Origin of the sequence: Ralstonia sp. TCR112 (genome assembly GCF_007997035.1) — a bacterium.
GTDB classification, from domain to species: domain Bacteria; phylum Pseudomonadota; class Gammaproteobacteria; order Burkholderiales; family Burkholderiaceae; genus Ralstonia; species Ralstonia edaphi.
This window is the reverse complement of record NZ_VOSS01000114.1, coordinates 17,351-36,800: the sequence shown is the minus strand read 5'-3', so window position 1 is coordinate 36,800 and position 19,450 is coordinate 17,351. Positions and strand designations below refer to the sequence as shown.

14 protein-coding genes and 3 pseudogenes are annotated in these 19,450 nt (G+C 66.4%); 12 read left to right on the top strand and 5 right to left on the bottom strand.

The window, feature by feature from the left end:
- Nucleotides 1-1,071 (top strand): hypothetical protein (locus tag FUT88_RS26305; protein ID WP_186829264.1); only part of this gene is annotated, 1,071 nt, incomplete at its 5' end.
- The gene (locus tag FUT88_RS23035; RefSeq protein ID WP_147214711.1) at nt 1,068-2,096 is read left to right on the top strand and encodes a Rieske 2Fe-2S domain-containing protein; all 1,029 of its coding nucleotides are present in this window, start codon (nt 1,068-1,070) and stop codon (nt 2,094-2,096) included. The genes FUT88_RS26305 and FUT88_RS23035, both read left to right, overlap by 4 nt.
- Before the next feature lie 10 nt (nt 2,097-2,106).
- Here the strand turns inward: FUT88_RS23035 and FUT88_RS23030 are convergent, their stop codons facing one another.
- Nucleotides 2,107-2,454 carry a GFA family protein gene (locus tag FUT88_RS23030; protein ID WP_147214712.1) on the bottom strand — a complete coding sequence of 116 codons (348 nt, stop codon included), beginning with the start codon at nt 2,452-2,454 and terminating at the stop codon, nt 2,107-2,109.
- A gap of 205 nt (nt 2,455-2,659) precedes the next feature.
- On the opposite strand from FUT88_RS23030, the gene FUT88_RS23025 reads away from it, so the two are divergent.
- The 7 genes from FUT88_RS23025 (at nt 2,660) to FUT88_RS22985 (ending at nt 14,575) form a co-directional block, all read left to right on the top strand.
- On the top strand, nt 2,660-3,145 hold the full coding sequence (locus tag FUT88_RS23025; RefSeq protein ID WP_147214713.1) for a cupin domain-containing protein: 486 nt from the start codon (nt 2,660-2,662) through the stop codon (nt 3,143-3,145).
- A 94-nt stretch (nt 3,146-3,239) separates the two neighbouring features.
- On the top strand, nt 3,240-4,334 hold the full coding sequence (gene hemE, locus FUT88_RS23020; RefSeq protein WP_147214714.1) for a uroporphyrinogen decarboxylase: 1,095 nt from the start codon (nt 3,240-3,242) through the stop codon (nt 4,332-4,334).
- A 590-nt stretch (nt 4,335-4,924) separates the two neighbouring features.
- On the top strand, nt 4,925-7,222 hold the full coding sequence (locus FUT88_RS23015) for a primosomal protein N' (protein ID WP_147214715.1): 2,298 nt from the start codon (nt 4,925-4,927) through the stop codon (nt 7,220-7,222).
- A gap of 553 nt (nt 7,223-7,775) precedes the next feature.
- On the top strand, nt 7,776-10,592 hold the full coding sequence (locus tag FUT88_RS23000; RefSeq protein WP_147218697.1) for a sensor histidine kinase: 2,817 nt from the start codon (nt 7,776-7,778) through the stop codon (nt 10,590-10,592).
- Nucleotides 10,593-10,724: 132 nt separating this feature from the next.
- Nucleotides 10,725-11,531, top strand: coding sequence for a MetQ/NlpA family ABC transporter substrate-binding protein (locus tag FUT88_RS22995; protein WP_147218695.1), 807 nt, complete (start codon nt 10,725-10,727; stop codon nt 11,529-11,531).
- A 939-nt stretch (nt 11,532-12,470) separates the two neighbouring features.
- Nucleotides 12,471-13,685, top strand: coding sequence for an EAL domain-containing protein (locus FUT88_RS22990; protein WP_147218693.1), 1,215 nt, complete (start codon nt 12,471-12,473; stop codon nt 13,683-13,685).
- A 242-nt stretch (nt 13,686-13,927) separates the two neighbouring features.
- On the top strand, nt 13,928-14,575 hold the full coding sequence (locus FUT88_RS22985; protein WP_147218691.1) for a response regulator transcription factor: 648 nt from the start codon (nt 13,928-13,930) through the stop codon (nt 14,573-14,575).
- Nucleotides 14,576-14,584: 9 nt separating this feature from the next.
- On the opposite strand, the gene FUT88_RS22980 is transcribed toward FUT88_RS22985, so the two are convergent.
- On the bottom strand, nt 14,585-15,364 hold the full coding sequence (locus tag FUT88_RS22980; RefSeq protein WP_147218689.1) for an aquaporin: 780 nt from the start codon (nt 15,362-15,364) through the stop codon (nt 14,585-14,587).
- Between the two features lie 134 nt (nt 15,365-15,498).
- Nucleotides 15,499-16,965 (bottom strand): MFS transporter, encoded by a 1,467-nt coding sequence (locus tag FUT88_RS22975; protein ID WP_147218687.1) that lies wholly within the window; start codon nt 16,963-16,965, stop codon nt 15,499-15,501.
- Between the two features lie 124 nt (nt 16,966-17,089).
- Between FUT88_RS22975 and FUT88_RS26945 the strand changes: the two are divergent.
- Nucleotides 17,090-17,320: pseudogene (locus FUT88_RS26945) on the top strand (helix-turn-helix domain-containing protein); the annotation flags it as partial.
- A gap of 169 nt (nt 17,321-17,489) precedes the next feature.
- A pseudogene (locus FUT88_RS26940) lies at nt 17,490-17,864 on the top strand (XRE family transcriptional regulator); the annotation flags it as partial.
- Nucleotides 17,865-17,951: 87 nt separating this feature from the next.
- Here FUT88_RS26940 and FUT88_RS22965 read toward each other — a convergent pair.
- Together FUT88_RS22965 and FUT88_RS22960 are read right to left on the bottom strand one after the other, a co-directional pair.
- On the bottom strand, nt 17,952-18,551 hold the full coding sequence (locus FUT88_RS22965; RefSeq protein WP_147218684.1) for a hydrolase: 600 nt from the start codon (nt 18,549-18,551) through the stop codon (nt 17,952-17,954).
- A gap of 23 nt (nt 18,552-18,574) precedes the next feature.
- Nucleotides 18,575-19,009, bottom strand: a complete 435-nt coding sequence (locus tag FUT88_RS22960; RefSeq protein ID WP_096744104.1) for a PaaI family thioesterase — start codon at nt 19,007-19,009, stop codon at nt 18,575-18,577.
- 131 nt (nt 19,010-19,140) lie between these two features.
- Here FUT88_RS22960 and FUT88_RS27225 point away from each other — a divergent pair.
- Nucleotides 19,141-19,377 (top strand): annotated as a pseudogene (locus FUT88_RS27225) (sensor histidine kinase); the annotation flags it as partial.
- Nucleotides 19,378-19,450: the final 73 nt, after the last annotated feature.

The window sequence follows — 19,450 nt, the reverse complement described above, 5'->3', positions numbered from 1 at the left end:
CGCGGGCAGGCGTCGCAGCCGTTCGTCGCCAACTTGGTGACGCAGGTCGACGTGGTGGAGGCTGGCGGTCTGCCGCTGCCCGTGACCATCAACGGCAGTGAGGATCGCGCCGACCATGCCGAAAACGCCTGGGTCTGCTCGCCCATCACCACGTACGGCCGCTATGCGGCGGAAGAATCCGAGCGATTGATGCCGCGCATGCTGCGGCCGGTGCTGCGCGGCGCCATTGGCCTGGCCGATGCGTGGATGCGGCATGCGCAGCTCGACCGTGCGGTGGCCGTCAACAACTGGCTGGTCAGTACGAACCTGTATCCATCGGCGGCGGCCTTCGATCTGGAAGCGCTCGCGCGAACATGCCGCGAGCGCTGGCCGGACCGCGCGATCTGGCTGCGTTCGCTCAACACGATCCAGCACGCCGACTGGCTGCGCGCCGCCACGGCTGCCGGCTTCGATTTGATCCCCACGCGGCAGGTCTATCTGTTCCTGCAGTTGCAGCGTGCGTCGCGCGTGTCGGAACTGCGTCGCGATCTGCGGCGGGACCTCAAGCTGCTCGACGCGACGCCGCTGACCTTCGTGCCGCACGACGCCTTGACCGACACCGACTTCGCGCAGGCCGAGCGGCTCTATGCGCAGCTCTATCTCGACAAGTATTCCGCGCTGAACCCGCGTTACACCGCAGCGTTTCTTCGCGCGTGGCACGCGGCAGGGCTGCTCGAATGCGCGGGTTTTCGGGATGCGCAGGGCGTGCTGCGCGCGGTGGTCGGCGTGTTTGGGCAAGGGCCGTTGCTGACCGCGCCCATCGTCGGCTACGACACGACGTGGCCCCAGCAAGCAGGGCTGTATCGCCTGCTGATGGCGCACGTGCTGCGCCTGACCATCACGCGCGATGCCGAGTTGAACCTGAGCGCTGGCGCCGCGCACTTCAAGCGCCTGCGCGGAGGCGTGCCGGCCATCGAGATGAGCGCCGTCTACTGCAGGCATCTGCCACCCGCCACGCGCCGCGCCGTCGCCGTGCTGCGCACCCTCACCACCCGGATCGGCGTGCCGATCATGCAACGCTTTCAGTTATGACTGCCTGGAACGCCACGCTGCTGCGCGGCTGGTATCCCGTCGCCGAGGCGAACCGCCTGCGCGACAAACCGATGCACGTGACCGTGTTTGGCCGCGCGGTGGTGCTCGCGCGCTTGCCCTCCAGCGGCTTGCTTGCGCTGGACGATCGCTGCCCGCATCGGCATGTGCCGTTGTCCGACGGCCAGCTCGTTGGCGAGACACTGCAGTGCAAATACCACGGTTGGACGTTCGGCGCCGACGGCCGCTGCACCACCATGCCGGGCCTGTGCCCAGGCGCCGCCGTGCCCGCCGTGCAAGTGAATGCGTGGCAGGTGTTCGAGCACGACGGGCTGATCTGGATGAGTGCACGGCCGCCGGGCGAAGCTGCGCCTGCGGCCTTGCCGGCGTTCCTGCAGCGCTTGCCGCCCGGCAGCCGCCGCTTTCTGTGGAGCACGCTGTGGCAGGCACGCCCCGCCGACGCGCTGGAGAATTTTCTTGACCCGCTGCACACGCATCTCGTGCATCCGGGTCTCGTGCGCAGCCATGGCGCGCGCCAGCCGATGACGGTGACCGTCGCCCAGTCGGCAGATGGCCTGCAGGTCGACTACGCCGGCCAGCCGCAGCAAAGCGGTCTGCTGTACCGCCTGTTCGAATCGCCGCGCACGATGGAGCGTGCGCATTTCGGTATCGCCGCGCCTTCCACCGCCCAGCTCGAATACCGCTACGCCAACGGCAGTGCGCTGTATTTCACGCTGCACTTCACGCCCGAAGACGAGATGCGCACGCGCCTGTTCGCCACGCTGCATGTGGAAAACCGCTGGGCGCCGGCCTGGGCCGTGCGCTGGCTCGTCTGGCCGTTCCTGTATCGCGTGGCGGAGCAGGACCGCCGCATCGTGGAAGCGCAGGCCGCCAACAGCGCACGCTTTGGCCGGCAGGACGGCATGTCGACCGAACTCGATCTCGTGCGGCCGATGCTGGATGCGGTGTGGATGCCGAACGGCAAGCCGGTGGAGGCCGGCGAGCGCGTGATGCAGATGTGGCTGTAGCGCCGCGCTGCTACATCGACCGCCCGTCGAAGTGGGTGACCGGCACACTGGCCAAATCGATGTCTTCCAGACAGCGCACGTTGACGGCAATCATGGGCGTGCCGTCGGGCATGACGCCCTCGGCATACGGATGGATGCCGCAGGTGGGGCAGAAGCGGTGCTTGATGACGTGCTTGCGGAAGAGGTAGGTGCTTGCGTTGTCTTCCGGCGTCAGCAGCCGCACCTTGTCGCGCGCCACGAACCACAGCAGCGAGCCCTTGCGCTGACAGATGGAGCAGTTGCACGCCATCGCGCTTTCCGGATGGCCTTCGACTTCGAATGCGACCTTGCCGCAGTGGCAGCTTCCCTTGTGTGTCATGCCGGTCTCCTGTGATGTCGTTTTGTGGCGGGCTTGGCGCGGTCCACTATAGGCGAGCCGGTTTGGGAGCGGCGCCCCGGTTTCTCGGGAATCGCCCTAGGTCTACGCGGCCGCATGCCGATGCGACAATCGCCGCGAGTCGGTCAAGCGACCGCGCCACACGGACTGCCGCGCCTTGACGGCGGCCGCGTCATGAGGAGCCATCATGCATCGCCATCGTCCTGTTGCTGTGATTCGAGCGATTTCCGCTGCCGCTATCTTTGCCGCCGGTGTCGGCGCGTTTGCGCAAGTGCCAGAACCGGCGGCGGCATCGGCTCCGGCCTCGGCACCGCCGCTTGCGGCGCAGATCGTCAACATGGGCGGCATGACGCCGGACGAAATCGGCCCCGTCATCGCCGAGATGGGTACGCTGCGCACCAAGACGCTGGTCACGGCGGCCAACGGCACGGTGGGCGTCCAGGTCGGTACCGTCGCCAAGCACACGCATACGTACGCCGACGAAATCCAGTACGTGATGTCGGGCACGGCCACCGTCTGGCTCGACAGCGCGCCGCGGGAAGTCCGGGCGGGCGATCTGGTCGTGATTCCGCGCGGCGTGGTGCACGGAACACTGACCACCAGCCCGGATTTCAAGTCGATGGCGATCAAGCTGCCGCCGCAGCGTGCGGGCGATACGCACAAGGTGCCGTGATATCTGCGTCGTGATTGGCGACGGGTTGGCCTGGGTCAGGGAAGGATAAAAACACCATCCCTTACAATGGCGCCCTCCTCAAGAGTCCATCGCCATGTCCGCCCCGCTCGCCAACGACACCTTCCTGCGCGCCCTGCGCCGCCAGCCGACCGACTACACCCCGCTGTGGCTGATGCGCCAGGCGGGCCGCTATCTGCCTGAGTACAACGCCACGCGTGCGCGGGCCGGCAGCTTCCTCGGCTTGGCCAAGTCGCCTGCGTACGCGACGGAAGTGACGCTGCAGCCGCTGGACCGCTACCCCTTGGACGCGGCAATCCTGTTCTCCGACATCCTGACCGTGCCCGACGCCATGGGCCTGGGGCTGTCGTTCGCGCAAGGCGAGGGGCCGCGCTTTGCCAAGCCGGTGCGCACGGAAGCCGATGTGGCGGCGCTGTCCGTGCCGGACATGTCGTCGCTGCAATACGTGTTTGACGCCGTGGCGGAAATCCGCCGTGCGCTCGTCCAGGACGGCCGCCAGCGGGTGCCGCTCATCGGCTTCTCGGGCAGCCCGTGGACGCTCGCCTGCTACATGGTCGAAGGCGGCGGTTCGGACGACTTCCGCACCGTCAAGTCGATGCTCTACGCGCGCCCGGACCTGATGCACCGCATCCTGGAGATCAACGCGCAGGCCGTGATCGACTATCTGAATGCACAGATCGATGCAGGCGCACAGGCTGTGCAGGTGTTCGATACCTGGGGCGGAGCGCTGGCCGATGGCATCTACCAGGAGTTTTCGCTGGCCTACATGGCCCGCGTGGTGAAGGGTATTCGCCCCGGGGCCGACGGCCAGCGCGTGCCGGTCATCCTGTTCACCAAGGGCGGCGGCCTGTGGCTCGAAGGCATGGCCGAGACCGGTGCTGACGCGCTGGGCGTGGACTGGACCGTCAACCTGCAGCGCGCTCGCCAGCGAACGGCGGGCCGCGTCGCCTTGCAAGGCAACCTGGACCCCACCGTGCTGTTTGCCGAGCCGGAGGCGATTCGCGCGCAAGCGCGCCGCGTGCTGGAAGACTACGCAGCCGGCGGTGGCAGCGATGGCCACATCTTCAACCTCGGCCACGGCATCTCGCAGTTCACCCCGCCCGAAGCCGTATCGGTGCTGGTGGAGGAGGTGCACAGCTTCAGCCGCGCGCTGCGGTCGAAAGCGAAGTAACACGATCAAGATCAATGCTGCAGTGCGATAGCGTTTGAATCGTGCCGCAATAGTGCGTGAAGTCGGGGGCACGGGTGGAATCTTCGCCGCTTTGGTGCAGTAGGGGTGAGTGACTACTCGCGTGCCGGTGGCCCCATCTGGCCCCAACGGGGTGTCAAGCGATTTATTTCGCGCTTTCTGGTGCGTAAGCCGGCTGTCAAGACTTGACTTATGCACAAAGCTGTCGCGGCTGGTTCTTTCCGCGGCGCAACAGGGGCGGCTCTGTGCACGCACCGCATAAGTGTTTGATTTTTCTGAAAGAAAGCCGCGTGCGCGTAAATCGTGCAAGCTAGAAAAACAGCGCGTCTACCGGCCTTCGCGGGCGCAGCGGCCGACTTTTCAACAAAGTTATCCACAGGCCGTGTGGATAGGCCGGAAAACGGTCGCCGATCAGGGCGCCAAGGCATAAACCTCAAGTAGTACTTGAACATTGAACCGACCATGGCAATGGCTGTGAAGGCAAGGTGAGATGGGCAAGACGCATTTCCCAGGTGCAGGATGCGCCGCTGCATCGCAACAAACTCTTTGCAATTCAACCGTTTGCGCCAAGCATGACCACCGCCCACGTCGACGCCGCGTTTTCTGATGCCCAGGTGTCGGCTGCCATTGCGCGTGTGGTGATCGATACACCGCTCGATGCCGTGTTCGATTACCGGTGCGGGCAACCTGTGCTGGTTGGGCAGCTCGTGGTGGTGCCGTTCGGCAACAGGCGGGTGGTGGCGTTGGTGGTCGAAACTGCCGCAACCACCGATGTTCCGCAAGAAAAGCTGCGCGATGTGGAGCGGGTGCTGGCCTGGGTGCCGCCGCTCGACGCCGAATGGCGGGCGCTCGCCGAATTTGCTGCCGGTTACTACCACCGTGCGCTCGGCGAGGTGACGTTGCCCGCGTTGCCGCCGTTGTGGCGCACGCCGGGCAGCTGGGACAACCTCGCCCGGCAGGCCAACGAAACCGTCTACGTGATGTTTGAACCGGCGCGGGCCGCGTTGCTCGACAGCGTTCCGAAACGTGCGTCCGGCGCCATGCGCCTGGCCGAAGCACTGACCGGCGATGGCGAGCTGTCCACCAGCGCCGCCGTTGAATTGCACGGGCAAGCCGTCGCCAAGCTGCGGGACTGGACGACCGTCGGCTGGCTGCGCGCAGAACTGCGGCCGAAGGCGCTGCTGCCGCAACCGCTCGAGCTGCCGGCGCCTTCCGTCGCGCCCGCCCTGAACGACGAACAGGCCGCCGCCGTGGCGGCCATCGCCCAGGCCGGGGCGGCGGGTACCTTCAGCCCCTTCCTATTGTTTGGCGTGACCGGAAGCGGCAAGACCGAGGTCTACCTGCACGCCATCGCCGACGCCTTGGCGCGCGACCCCGCCGCGCAGGTCCTGATGCTGGTGCCCGAGATCAACCTGACGCCGCAGCTGGAGGCGCGCATTGCGGCGCGTTTTCCCGGCGTGCCCATGGCCGCGCTGCACAGCGGTCTGGCCGAACAGCCGCGCGCGCTGAACTGGCTGGCCGCGCATCGCGGTGAAGCGCGCATCGTGCTCGGCACGCGGCTGGCGATGCTGGCGTCGCTGCCCAACCTCGCGCTCATCCTTGTCGATGAGGAGCACGACACGTCGTACAAGCAGCAGGAGGGTCTGCGTTATTCCGCACGCGACCTGGCGCTATGGCGTGCCAAGCAGCGCAACATCCCCGTGGTACTGGGCTCTGCCACGCCGTCGCTGGAAACCTGGTGGCGCGCCGAGCAGACGGCTACGACGCGCCTGACGCTCTCGCAACGCGCGCAGGCAGAAGCGGTGCTGCCGCGCGTGTCGCTCATCGACCTGAACCTGGAGCGCCGCGCCGGGCGTGCGATTCGTGATGGGCTGTCCAAACCGCTCGTCGATGCGATTGCCGATCGCCTGGCGCGCGGCGAACAAAGCCTGCTGTTCCTCAACCGCCGCGGCTACGCGCCTGTGCTGTCCTGCGACGCCTGCGGCTGGCTGTCGGGCTGTCCGCGCTGCTCGGCGTACCTGGTGCTGCACAAGCCGGAGCGGCGCCTGCGCTGTCACCACTGCGGGTACGAATCGCGCATTCCGCATCACTGCCCCGACTGCGGCAACGTCGACATCGCCCCGCTCGGGCGCGGCACCCAGCGCATTGAAGAAACGCTCGGCGAGCTGTTTCCGCAGGCCCGCGTCGCCCGCATCGACGCCGATTCCACCCGCCGCAAGGGCAGCGCCGAAGCGCTGTTCGACACCGTGCACGAAGGCGGCGTCGACATCCTGATCGGCACGCAGATGGTCGCCAAGGGGCACGACTTCCAGCGCGTGACGCTGGTGGGCGTGGTCGCGCCCGATTCCTCGCTGTTCTCGCACGACTTCCGCGCGGGAGAGCATCTCTTTGCCTCGCTGATGCAGGTGGCGGGCCGCGCGGGCCGGGCCGGCTTGGCCGGCGAGGTGCTGATTCAGACGCGGTATCCCGACGCACCGGCGCTGCAGGCGCTGGTTCGGCACGACTACGACGGTTTTGCGCGCCAGCTGCTGCGGGAGCGCAAACAGGCCGGGCTGCCGCCGTTTGCCTATCAGGCGTTGTTGACCGCAGAGCACAAGGAAGTCGCACGCGCGCTGGAGTTTTTGGGCGCCGCGCGTTCGGCTGGTGAAGCCTTGGCCGCTGAATTGGGCGCGCCGGTGTTTTTGCATGATCCGGTGCCGATGACGATGGTGCGCCTGGCCAACCGCGAGCGGGCGCAGTTGCTGGTGGAATCGGGTTCTCGCGCGGCTTTGCAGAAGCTGTTGACTGCCTGGACTGAGGGGTTTGCGGGGATTGGCAAGACTGTGAAGGGGGTGCGGTGGCAGTTGGAGATTGATCCTTTGAGGATTTGAGCGTTGGTGGTCCACCTCCCTTTCGTTCCCTGCCGGGACCGACTCACTTTTCTTTGTCTTGCCAAAGAAAAGTAAGCAAACAGAAGGCGCGCCCGAGATGGCGAAAAGATTCCTTGAATTTGCGTAACCGGGCGGAGGTGGGGAAAACTCGCTGCGCTCAGACAGTTCCCCACCTTTTTTCCGCCCGCTTACGAAAATTCAAGGCGCCATCAAGGGCTCAACGTCAAAAGAAAAAGGCCAACCCGTCGCGAGGTTGGCCTTGTCTTTTGGGCTTGTGTCCAGATGGTGTGGCTTTTGTCCTTTGACTTTCCTGCCCTAGATGGCGCCTTGAATTTCTGTTGCAGGGAGGAAAAAGAGGGGGAAACTGTCTGAGCGAAGCGAGTTTTTCCCGTCTCCGCCCGGTTACGGAAATTCAAGGAATCTTTCGCCATCTCGGGCGCGCCTTTCTTTTGCCTACCTTTCTTTGGCCAAGACCAAAAGAAAGTAAGTCAGCCCCGGCAGGGGATGAAACAGGGGATAGACCACCAAGTCCCAAAAACCCAAAATACGCAACATGCAAGAAGCCGCGCGCCCGAACCCCGACCAACTCCTAGCCGAACTCCAATCCGGCCAAGAGCATTCCGCCCGCGGCAAACTCCGCATTTATTTCGGCGCCTCGGCCGGTGTAGGCAAAACCTACGCGATGCTGGCCGCAGCAAAGGCCGCCCGCGCCGCCGGCATCGACGCCATCATCGGCCTGGTCGAAACCCACGGCCGCGCCGAAACCGCCGCGCTGGTCGCAGACCTTGAGCACCTTCCCACCCGCCAAGTCGAATACAAGGGCCGCACGCTGCCCGAGTTCGATCTGGATGCCGCACTGGCGCGCCGGCCCGCGCTGATCCTCGTCGACGAGCTTGCCCACTCCAACGTGGCAGGCTCGCGCCACCCCAAGCGCTGGCAGGACATTGAAGACCTGCTTGCCGCCGGCATCGACGTCTGGACCACCGTCAACGTCCAGCACCTCGACAGCCTGAACGAGGCCGTCGGCAGCATCACCGGCATCCGCGTGTGGGAAACCGTGCCGGATGCGGTGTTCGATGCCGCCAACGAAGTCATCCTCGTCGACCTGCCCGCCGATGAACTGCTGCGCCGCCTGGCCGAGGGCAAGGTCTACATGCCCGAGCAGGCGCAGCACGCCGCGCGCAATTTCTTCCGCAAGGGCAACCTCATTGCGCTGCGCGAACTCGCCCTGCGCCGCACCGCCGATCGCGTCGACGACGACGTGCAGGCCTATCGCCGCGCGCGTCGTATTGAAAACGTCTGGCGCACGCGCGAAACCGTCGTCGCGTGCCTGGACCCGCAGGGCGATGGCGAACAGGTCATCCGCAGCGCTGCACGCCTGGCCGCGCAGCTGGAATGCGACTGGCATGCCGTGGCCGTGGTGATGCCGCATCTGCGCGCCGCCGATGCGCGCACCGAGCGTTTGCATGCCCTGCTCAAGCTGGCCGAAGACGCCGGCGCCAAGGTGGAGACGCTGGCCGGCACCAACGCCGTCGAGGCGATCACCGGTTATATCCGCCGCCACAACATCACCAAGGCGGTGATCGGGCGGCCGCCGGAGAAGCGCTGGCGATCGGCACGCGCCATCGTGGTGGCGCTGCGGCTGGCGATCGGGCTGGAGCGCCGCCTGCCGAGCGGCGACTTTGCCGAAGCGTTGGCACGGCACTGCCCCGAGGTCGACGTGATTCGCGCGGCGGCGGACCCGACGCATATCCAGCTGCCGCCGCGCGCAGCAGACATTGGCCGTGCCGACGTGCGCAGCGAGGCGCAGCGTGCGGCCGATGCACAGGCCGGTTGGCTCAAGCCGGCGTACGTGGCCGCGTGCGTGTACGTGGGCGTGGCGACGGCGCTGTCCAGCCTCGTTCGGCCGGTGTTCGATCTGGCCAACATCGTCATGCTGTTCCTGGCGGCCGTGGTGGCGGTGGCAATGCGCCATGGGCGGGGGCCGGCGGCGCTGGCGTCGGTGCTGTCGGTGGCGCTGTTCGATTTCTTTTTCGTGCCGCCACGCTTTTCGTTTGCCGTGAGCGACGTGCAGTACCTGCTGACGTTTGCGGTGATGCTGGCGGTGGGCATGCTGGTGGGCCAGTTGACGGCGGGCCTGCGTGAACAAGCCCAGGTGGCGGTGCAGCGCGAGGCGTCGGCGCATGCGCTGTATGAAGCCGCACGCGAGTTGTCCGCCGCGCTGACGCTGGACCAGATCGTCAGCATCGGCGGGCGCTTCGTCAACGCAACGTTTGGCGGGCGCTGTGCGTTCTTCTTCGTCGGACTCGATGGGCGGCTGGGCGCACCGCAAGTCGCCAAGCCGGAAGGCAGCACCGATGCGCCGTCCGGCATGCCCAACCTTGACCGCGTGCTGGCCGATTGGACGTATCAGCATGGCCAGCCTGCCGGTACGGGCACGCATACGCTGCCGTCGGGCTCGGTGCTGTATCTGCCCCTGAAGGCGCCGATGGCGATTCGCGGTGTGCTCGCCGTGGAGCCCGAAACCTTCCAGGTGCTCGCCCAGCCCGACAACCGCCGCCAGATCGACGCCTGCGCCACGCTCATCGCCATCGCCATCGAGCGTGTGCATTACGTGGAAGTGGCCCGCGATGCGCTGGTGCGGATTGAATCGGAGCGGCTGCGCAATTCGCTGCTGGCCGCCGTGTCGCACGACTTGCGCACGCCGCTCACGGGCCTGGTGGGGATGGCCGAGACGCTGCTGCGCGCGCAGCCGCCCTTGCCCCCGCTGCAGGCCGAAGCTGCAGCCGCCATCGGCCAGCAGGCGCAGCGCATGCGCACGATGGTCACCAACCTGCTCGACATGGCGCGCCTGCAGAACCAGGACGTCAAGCTGCGGCTGGAATGGCAGTCGATCGAAGAGCTGGTTGGCGCGGCGCTGCAGGCGAATCCGTTGCCCGATCACCGTGTGGTTGTGGACAACCTCGCGGCGCTGCCGCTCATTCGCTGCGATGGGCCGCTGATGGAGCGTGTGCTGTCGAATCTGCTGGAGAACGCGGGCAAGTTTGCGCCGGCCGGCACCGCGGTCCGCATCTCCGGCGAGATCGTCCAAGACGAAGCGCGCGGCAACGAACTGCGCCTGCGGGTGCGCGACCACGGGCCCGGTGTGGCTGCCGGCGCGGTGCGCACGATCTTCGAGAAGTTCACGCGCGGCGAGAAAGAATCGGCCACCACGGGCGTCGGCCTGGGCCTGGCGGTGTGCGAGGCGATCGTCAGCGCCCATCACGGCCGCATCTGGGTGGAGGCGCCGGCCGATGGCGGTGCGTGCTTCGTTATCGCCCTGCCTGCCGCCGAGCCGCCGCCTGTGGAAGACGCCGAGCCCATCGCCTAGTTGCACCGTTGCGGGGCATATGGACATGCCGAAAAAGTCGTTCGGTTACGGTCGCCGCTATGACAGGATCGCGTCACACGCCCGCTACCCGCGGGCGGATTTCATTCACGACAAGATCCACGAGGTTTCTCCATGTCTCTGTTTTCCCGCCTTGCGCGCGTGGCCGTACCGGCCATTGCCTTTGCCGTTGCCACTGCCGCCAACGCCGACACCAAGCAGATCAAGCTCGGCACCATGAGCGGCCCCGATGCGCAAATCTGGGAAGTCGTGCAGAAGGTCGCCAAGAAGGACGGCCTGGACGTCAAGATCATCGAGTTCAACGATTACGCCCAGCCTAACCCCGCGCTCGATTCGGGCGACCTGGACGCCAACGGCTTCCAGCATCAGCCCTTCCTCGACAGCCAGATCAAGGCGCGCGGCTACAAGATCGTCAATGTGGGCCTGACCTACGTGGCGCCGATGGGTTTTTACTCGAAGAAGATCAAGTCGCTCGCGCAGCTCAAGGAAGGCGCCAAGGTCGGCATCCAGAACGATCCGTCCAACGGCAACCGCGCGCTGCTTCTGTTGCAGAAGGCGGGCGTGATCAAGCTCAAGGCCGGCGCCGGCGCGAACGGCAACAATGCGACACCGCGTGACGTGGTGGAGAACCCGAAGAAGATCAAGCTGATCGAGCTGGATTCGGCGCAGCTGCCGCGCTCGCTGGATGATCTGGACGCCGCTTCGATCAACACCGACTACGCGGTCAAGAACGGCCTGACGCCGGCCAAGGACGCCATCGCACTGGAAGATCGCCAGGGGCCCTACGCCAACCTGATCGCCGTGCGCGAAAAAGATAAGAACCAGCCGTGGGTGAAGACGCTGGTGCACGCCTATCAATCGGAAGACGTGCGCAAGTTCATCGACACGCAGTTCAAGGGCGCGATCCTGCCGGCGTTTTAAGCAGCGGACGCTAAGTCAGCGGTTACTTTCGCGGATGCGTCGATGTTGAAGTGTGGCATCTCGGAAGCCGGAGCGGGTTTCCGCTGTGCCACAGCGTTTTGTTGCGATGCGTCATCGTGTGACAGATGCAATCGTTTTCGTCACACGTGGCGCCGCGGCAACGCTTGTAGCCTCTCGTTACATTAAGTAGTTCTACGTTATTGCAACGCAACAAACGATTCGCTATAGTAGGAACTGTCTCCTCCACCCTCCTTGGTGGATTGTGGCCCGAGCACCTGGTGCTCGGGCTTTTTTCTTTGGCGCGCGGCTTTTGCTGTTCTTCTGGTCGCCTTGCATCTCAGCCGGTTCCGGCTACCCTGAATTCTCAATTTTTCTGCGCGTTTTGCTTGGCGGCGTTGCCCGCTAGCAACGAGCGAGGAATTTTCAATCGTGCGCTTCGAGCCTCACTTCAATGACTGACGCGCATGTCGGCGGAAAAGAATCGAAGCGCTGTTTGAATCACGCCGACGCCGCGAATGTGCGCGCAACCGCCTGCTTTGTGTGGCTAACATCGCGAAATATCGTCAGTTTTTGTCCTACAAGCCTTTCGGCCAACCCCGGACAGTCTGACTGCCCTCCCTTCACTAAACTTCACCTTGCTCTCTCTTTAGAGAGCACTCCCCCCCTTTTGAGCCCGCCCCTGTTGCGGGCTTCATTTTTTTCGGGCACGATTTCCTCCATCCCGACGCCGTCGACACGGCGCCGGAAGCTCAAAAGGTTGGGGGAATCGCTCAAGGCCCGCGCAGTTGAAAAGCTGCGCGGGCTTTGTTTTTTCCGGGGCCGCGCACGGACTTCGCCTGACAAGGCCGCCGGCCGGTGCTTCAATGGCGGCTGACGGCGGCGTCACACAGCGCAAGCGATGCGCCTCGCCCCCATCCCTACAACAACAAGGATTGGCCGATGGAAGGTTTCGCGCAACTCGCCGTGCTGGTGGTGGACGACCATCCCGTGCAACGGGCCGCGGCCCGGCAACTGCTCCATACGCTGGGCGTGCAGCAGATCCTGACGGCCTGCGACGGCCGCGAGGCGCTCTACCTCCTTCAGCTCTGCCACGTCGATCTCGTGCTGTGCGACATCGACATGCCCGGCATGAACGGCCCCGAACTGATGGAGCAGATGCACCTGCGCGGCGGCCGCGTCTTTCCGCGACAGGCCCCCGTGTGGGCGTGGGTCAGCGCGTTGGATGCGCCGATCGTGGAGTCGCACGTCAGCCTGGCCGATGCGATCGGGCTGACGCGCACCCACGGCGTGCAGAAGCCGTTGCGCCCGGCACACGTGCTGCCGTTGCTGGAAGCCGCCGCCGCCCGAGAGCGAGACCGGCCGCCTGCCGCAACGGCTGGCTTGCCGCAGTTTTCCGACGACGAGCTGGCCGCGCTCATCCACGAAACGCCCGAGCAGATCGAAGTCGTCTTCCAACCCCAGCACGATCTGGCCAGCAACCAGATTGCGGGCGCCGAGGCGCTCTGCCGCTGGATGCACCCGGTGCATGGGCGCGTGTCGCCTGCCGCGTTCGTGCCGCGCCTGGAGGCGCTGGGGCTGGCTGATGGCCTGTTCTTTCACGTGTTGGAGCATTGCGTGCGCGTGCAGCACGCGCTGGCCGCGCATGCATATCCCGTTTCGATTGGCGTGAATGCGTCGGCGCAGACGCTGAGCCGGGCCGGCACCGTCGACCGCATCGAAGCCATCGTGCGCGAGGCGCGCATTGCGCCCGCTGCCATCGCGATTGAGCTGACGGAAGACTCGCCCGTGCACGACGCGGCGCAGCTCACCATCGCACTCAACCGCTTGCGCCTGCTGGGCCATCCGCTGGCCATCGACGATTTTGGCGTGGGCATTGCCACGCTCAAGCTGCTGGCCGATCTGCCCTTCACCATTCTGAAAATCGACCGGTCATTTACAGCCGCGGTAGACCAGACCAGCCAGCGCGGCGTGATCTGCCGCACGATGATCGAGCTGGCGCGCACGCTGCATCTCGAGTGCATTGCCGAAGGGGTGGAAACCGAAGCGCAGCGCCAGACGCTGCGCGCGCTGGGTTGTGCCACCGGGCAGGGCTATCTGTGGGCGGCCCCGCTGTCTGTCACCGCGTTTCTTGCGCACGTGCAGGCGGCTGCGTAAGCGCGAACGCTGCAGGGTCATTCAGTTTCTCTCAACCCAGATAGAAGCAGCTTCTGCCCCGAAAGGTTACGCGGCGCCAAAGTAAGAAAAGTCTGATCCCGAAGGGCATATCCGGTGAGTAAGGTACCGGCTCCTTTCCGCGGCGCTCCTGACTTCCATGACGGCTCCGATCTCTCCCATCCTGTTGCTCGTCACGCCGGCCAAGTCTTCCCCGGCGACGCGCCTGGCCTGACGGCGTGCACATGTGCCCTGTCCTCTCGATCGTGCTGGCGGACGATCATCCGGTGATCCTCATGGGGCTGGCGGCGGCCATTGGGCAGTTTCCACAGCAGCAGGTCGTCGCACAGGCGCACGATGGGCGCGAGCTGATGCAGGTGCTTACGTCCGTCGACTGCAACGTCATCGTGACGGACTACAACCTCGGTGGCGAACCGGCCTTCGACGGCATGCAACTGCTGGCGCGCCTGCGCAAGCAGCATCCCAGGTGCGGCATCGTCGTCTGCACGATGGTCCACAACCCGGCGCTGCTGCGCGCCATGCGGCAGATTGGCGTGGCAGGCATCGTCAGCAAGAACGATGATTTCGTGCATGCCGGGCACGCCGTCATGGCGGCCGCGCGCGGCGTGCGCTATGACAGCCCGCGCATCCTGGAAGACACGGGCCTCGGGTCCAACGAACGCGATGCGTCCGAGCGGCTGAGCGCGCGCGAGCGCGAAGTGCTTCGCCTGTATGCGGCTGGCACGGCCGTGTCCGACATTGCGCTCATGCTTGGTTCGAGCGTGAAGACCGTCAGCACGCAGAAGGCCATGGCGCTGCGCAAGCTCGGCTTGGCGCGCGAGATTGATCTCTTTCAATACGCCCGCGCCAGCGGGCTGATCGCGCGCGGCTGAGCGCCAGCCTCAGCTGGCCGGGCGATGCATCGGCACGGCTTGCGCCGCTGCGATGGCGGTGCCAGATGCCTGCGCGGGTGCCGGGTCCACACTCATCAGCCAGTTGAACAACGGCGTTGCCAGCAGCGCGCCGACCAGCTGCGCCAGCATGTAGCCAGGGACATCGCCGGGGCGGATGCCGGAGGGGCCGTCGGTCAGCGCGCAGGCAAGGGCCAGCGCCGGATTGGCCACCGATGACGACGACGTGAACCAGTACCCCGCCGCGATATAGGCAGCCACCACCAGCGGCAATTGCTTCGGCGCGTGACGCCCGCATGCGATGCCCGCGCCGATCAGCCCGAACGTTGCCAGTGCTTCGCTCCACCACAATGCGGGCCCGGTGGCGGCATGCGTGCCCGGCGCCCACGCCGGCATGCCGAACATGGCGTGCGCGGCGGCCACACCGAGCACGGCGCCCATGGCCTGTGCAGCCAGATAGGCCAGCGCCTCATGCCCCCGCAGACCGCCCCGCAGCAACGCCGACAGCGTGACCGCCGGGTTCAGGTGCGCCCCCGACACTGGCGCGAACACCGTCAGCAGCGCCAGCAGACCGGCGCCGCCAGCGAGCGACTGCGCCAGCAGCGTCCACGTGGCATCGCCACCGGAGAGCCGGCTTGCGTGGATGCCCGTGCCGATGACCACCGCAATCAGCAAGGCCGTACCGAGCGCCTCCGCGACGATGCGGCGGGCCAGCGATGGAGCGGCGGACGGGGCCGAGGCCGCGGTGCGAAGGTGGGAAACAGTGGCCATGCGGAAAGAAGGCGGGCGATGCCAAGCGCATCGCGCGGGAGTGTGGAATGTCCGCCGGGGCCGATCAATGCACCCGGGCGCGCTTGTGTCGCGCGCCCGGGTATCGAATCGTGGAAGTGATGTGAGGGTGCAGCTCAGGCCGGGCTGGCCGCGCCGGCGGACGCCAGTTGCCGTTGCTGCGCCCCGAGCCGCGCGAAACCCACCGCAGCCGCGCCGAGCGCCGCCAACATGGCGATGCATCCCGCCATCGTGCCGTGCGCCATGCCGATGGCACCGCCGCCAGCGGCAAACGTGAAATACAGCCCGCCGATGCAGGCGACACCCAGGGCGCCCGCCAATTGCTGCGCCGTAATCAGCAGCCCAGCCGCTGCGCCGGCCTGCGTACGTGCCACGCCGGTCAGCACCAGGCCGATGAGCGGGACGACGACCAGGCCTTGCCCTGCGCCGTACAGCGCCACCGCAATGCCGATGCGCATCATGCTCGGCGTGGCGGGGTGCGCCCAGTCTGAGCCGAATCCCGACAGCAGCGCCAGCAGGCCCAGCGCCATCAGGCCAAGGCCTGCCAACAGCGCGCGAACGCCATGGCGCCGCACCAACGCATTCGCCACCCGCGACGTGATGAGAAAGGTGATGGCCAGCGGCAGGATGGCAACGCCCATGCGCACCGCAGACAGCTGCCGCCCGTTTTGCAGATACAGCGTCAGCACGAGGAAGAACGCCATCATCCCGATGTAGTGCAGCGCTGACGCGGTCATCCCCGTCATGAAGGCGCGATGCTGCAGCAAGGTGGGCGGCAGCAGCGGCGTACCACCGGCGCGGTCGACCCGCGCTTCAAGCTGCTGGAATGTCGCCATGCCCAGTACGCCCACGGCAAGCAGTGCCAGCGTCCACACCGGCCAGTGCAGTTCGCGACCGAACAGCAGCGGCACGAGCACGGCCGCTACGCTGGCGGCCATCCACGCCACGCCGGCGGTATCGAGATGCACTTTTGCCGCGTCGGCGCTCGGGTGCGGAATCCAGCGCCAGCCGAGCAGCGCGGCCGTCAAACCGACCGGCACGTTGATCAGGAAGGCCGAGCGCCAGCCGAGTCCGGCGATATCCGCGCTGGTGAGCGCGCCGCCTACCAGCAGCCCGGCCGCACCGCCGGTGCCCATCACCAGGCCGAAGATCGATAGCGCGCGGTCACGCTCCGCGCCGGCAAAGAGCGCCTGCACGCTCGCCAGCACTTGGGGCACCATCATCGCGGCCGACAGGCCTTGCGCAAAACGCCATGCAATCAGCGCCGCAGCACTGCCCGCCAGCCCGCAGCCGGCCGAAGTGGCGGTAAAGGCGACGAGGCCCAGCAGGAACACGCGCCTGCGCCCGAACAGGTCGCCCAGGCGGCCGCCGGTAATGAGCAGAATCGCGTAGCCAAGCTGGTACACCGCCAGCACGGCCTCCAGTTGTGCGGGCGTGGCATGCAGGCTCGTGCGGATGCTCGGGATTGCCACATTGGCGATGAACGCATCGACGATGAACATGAATTGCGCCGTCACCATCACACCGAAGGCGAGCCAGCGGCGCGGTTCGGATACGGAAGAAGCAGAAGAAACGTGGGTCACGATCGGCTCCGGAAAGAGAGGTGAACGCAGCGTAGGTGCGCGAGCCGATTCGATGCAGAGCTAGGATTAACCTAGGATTAGCTTGTCCCTCCCACTTGCACATGCCAGCGTGTGTAATACCGCCATGGACGATTTCACCGCCGACCTTGCCCCCTTCCCTGCCGCGCCGCGCAACGAGCTGGGCGAATTCCTGCGCAGCCGCCGAAGCCATCTGCGTCCGCAGGATGTGGGGCTGCCCGAGGGCAGCGGGCGCCGCCGTACCGCCGGCCTGCGCCGGGAAGAAGTTGCGCAGCTCGCCAATATCAGCATCGACTGGTATGTGCGCATCGAGCAGGGGCGCGACGTGCGGCCGTCGGTGGCGACCATCGAAGCGATCGGGCGGGCGCTGAAGCTGTCTGCGGATGAACGCGCGCACATGCGTGGTCTGGCGCGCGCGGAATCGGTCTTGACGGGCGCCGCAGCTGGACCGGCGGGGCGCCCACCCGCCGAAGCGGTGCGACGTCTTGCGCCGCGCCGTTGCCGGCATGGTCCTGCCCGCTCACGTGCGCAGCTACCGCACCGAGCTGCTGTGCTGGAACGAGGCGACCTCGCAGCTCTTCATGGATTTCGGCACGATGCCGCCGGAAGACCGCAACTCGCTGGTCTACATGTTTCTGTACGCCAATGCGCGCGAGCGTTTTGTCGAGTGGGAAAACGAGGCGCGCCGCATGCTGGCAAAGTTTCGCGCGGTGTACGACCCGCACGCAGACGACCCGGTGCTCGTGGCGCTGGTCGACCGGCTGCGCACCAGCAGCCGCGAGTTCGATACGTGGTGGCGCCAGCACGAAGTGCGCGCCCAGCGCGCGGAGCACAAGCTGATCCGCACGCCCGGCGGCAAGGTCGTCCGCTACGACTACATCGGCCTGCCGGTGATGGAAGACCCGCGCCTGCGCATGGTGCTGTACGTGCCGGTCGAGGACGGCGCTGAACGTTCAGGCCGTCAGCGTTCAGGCCGTCAGCGCCGCCAGGATGGTGTCGGTGTCGCGCACACGGCCCAGTCGCGGGAACACGTTTTCCACCGACGAACGATGCATCGCCGCATCGTTCGAACTCATCGCATCTTCGGCCAGCACCAGCGCGTAGCCGTGCTCCCACGCAGCGCGCGCGGTCGACTCCACGCCCACATGCGTCGAGATGCCGCCCAGCACGATGGTCGTGATGCCGCGACGGCGCAGTTGCAGATCCAACTCGGTGCCGTAGAACGCGCCCCACTGGCGCTTGGTGATCTGGATGTCGGTGGCTGCGACTTCCAGCTCGGCGGGCTGTTCCCACCATTGCGGCGGCAGGCCGCCCGGCTGCGTGGGTGTGGGGCGGTCGACGGGCTGGCGCGGCGCGTCGGCGTAGTCGGCCGCCCAACCTACGCGCACGAGCACGACGGGCGCACCCAGCTCGCGAAAGCGCCTGGCGAGCCTGGCGGACGCGCCCACCACCTGCTCGGCCGTGTGGGGCCCTTGCGCAAACGGCAGGATGCCGCGTTGCAGGTCGATCAGCACCAGCGCGGTGGTCTTCGCAGACAGGGCAGAGAGGGTTTGCAGCGGTTCAGACATCAGGGGCTCCAGGTCAATCGGGCTTACGGACGGCGGATGACACACGTTGCCGTGGCATGCGCCAGCAATGTGCCGTCCTGCGTCTTGAGCGTGCCTTCCGACACGCCGATCGTGCGCGAGACATGCAGCACGCGTCCAACGGCCACCAGCGGTGTATCTACCGGCACGGGCTTCACCATCTTCACGTTCAGGTCGACCGTGCCGTAGCCGACGCCGGCTTCGAGCATCGAATGCACGGCGCAGCCTGTTACGGAATCGAGCACCGTCGCCGCAAAGCCGCCGTGCACACCGCCAAGCGGATTGAGGTGGCGCTTGTCGGCCTGGGCAGTGAAGTGCACGGTGCCCGCTTCGATGGAATCCATCGTCATCGGGATGGTTTCGCTGATGGACGCGCGCGGCAGCTCGCCGTGCGACATGGCCTGCAGCAATTGCAGGCCGGTCATTTGGGACGGATGCATGGGAGGGATCGGTGGAGTTGAGATGGGGCGACTCGACACTCTACCGCGAGGCCGATTGCCATGGCTGCAATGCGTTGCACTGCCCAGCGCAACAACCCCTGCCCCTGCACACGTCCCAATGCGGGTAGACCCTGCCGGTGGAACTGCGGCCGCTCTTACGGCTGGCCGGCAATGTGTTTGCGCGCGCGCCCACCGACCTTGCGCCGCTCGACCGCGACGGCCGGCAGCACGAACTGCAGCCGATTGCCGGCGCGTTCAACCAGTACCAGCGGCGCATTGCCGACAACGCGCTCACGCAGAAGCGCTTCATTGCCCATGCCGCGCACCAGATGCGCACGCCGCTGGCGATTCTCGATACGCATCGACAACGGCCCCGGCATTCCGCCCGAGGCGTACACACGCGTGTTGGAGCGCTTCACGCGCCTGGAAGGCACGCAGACC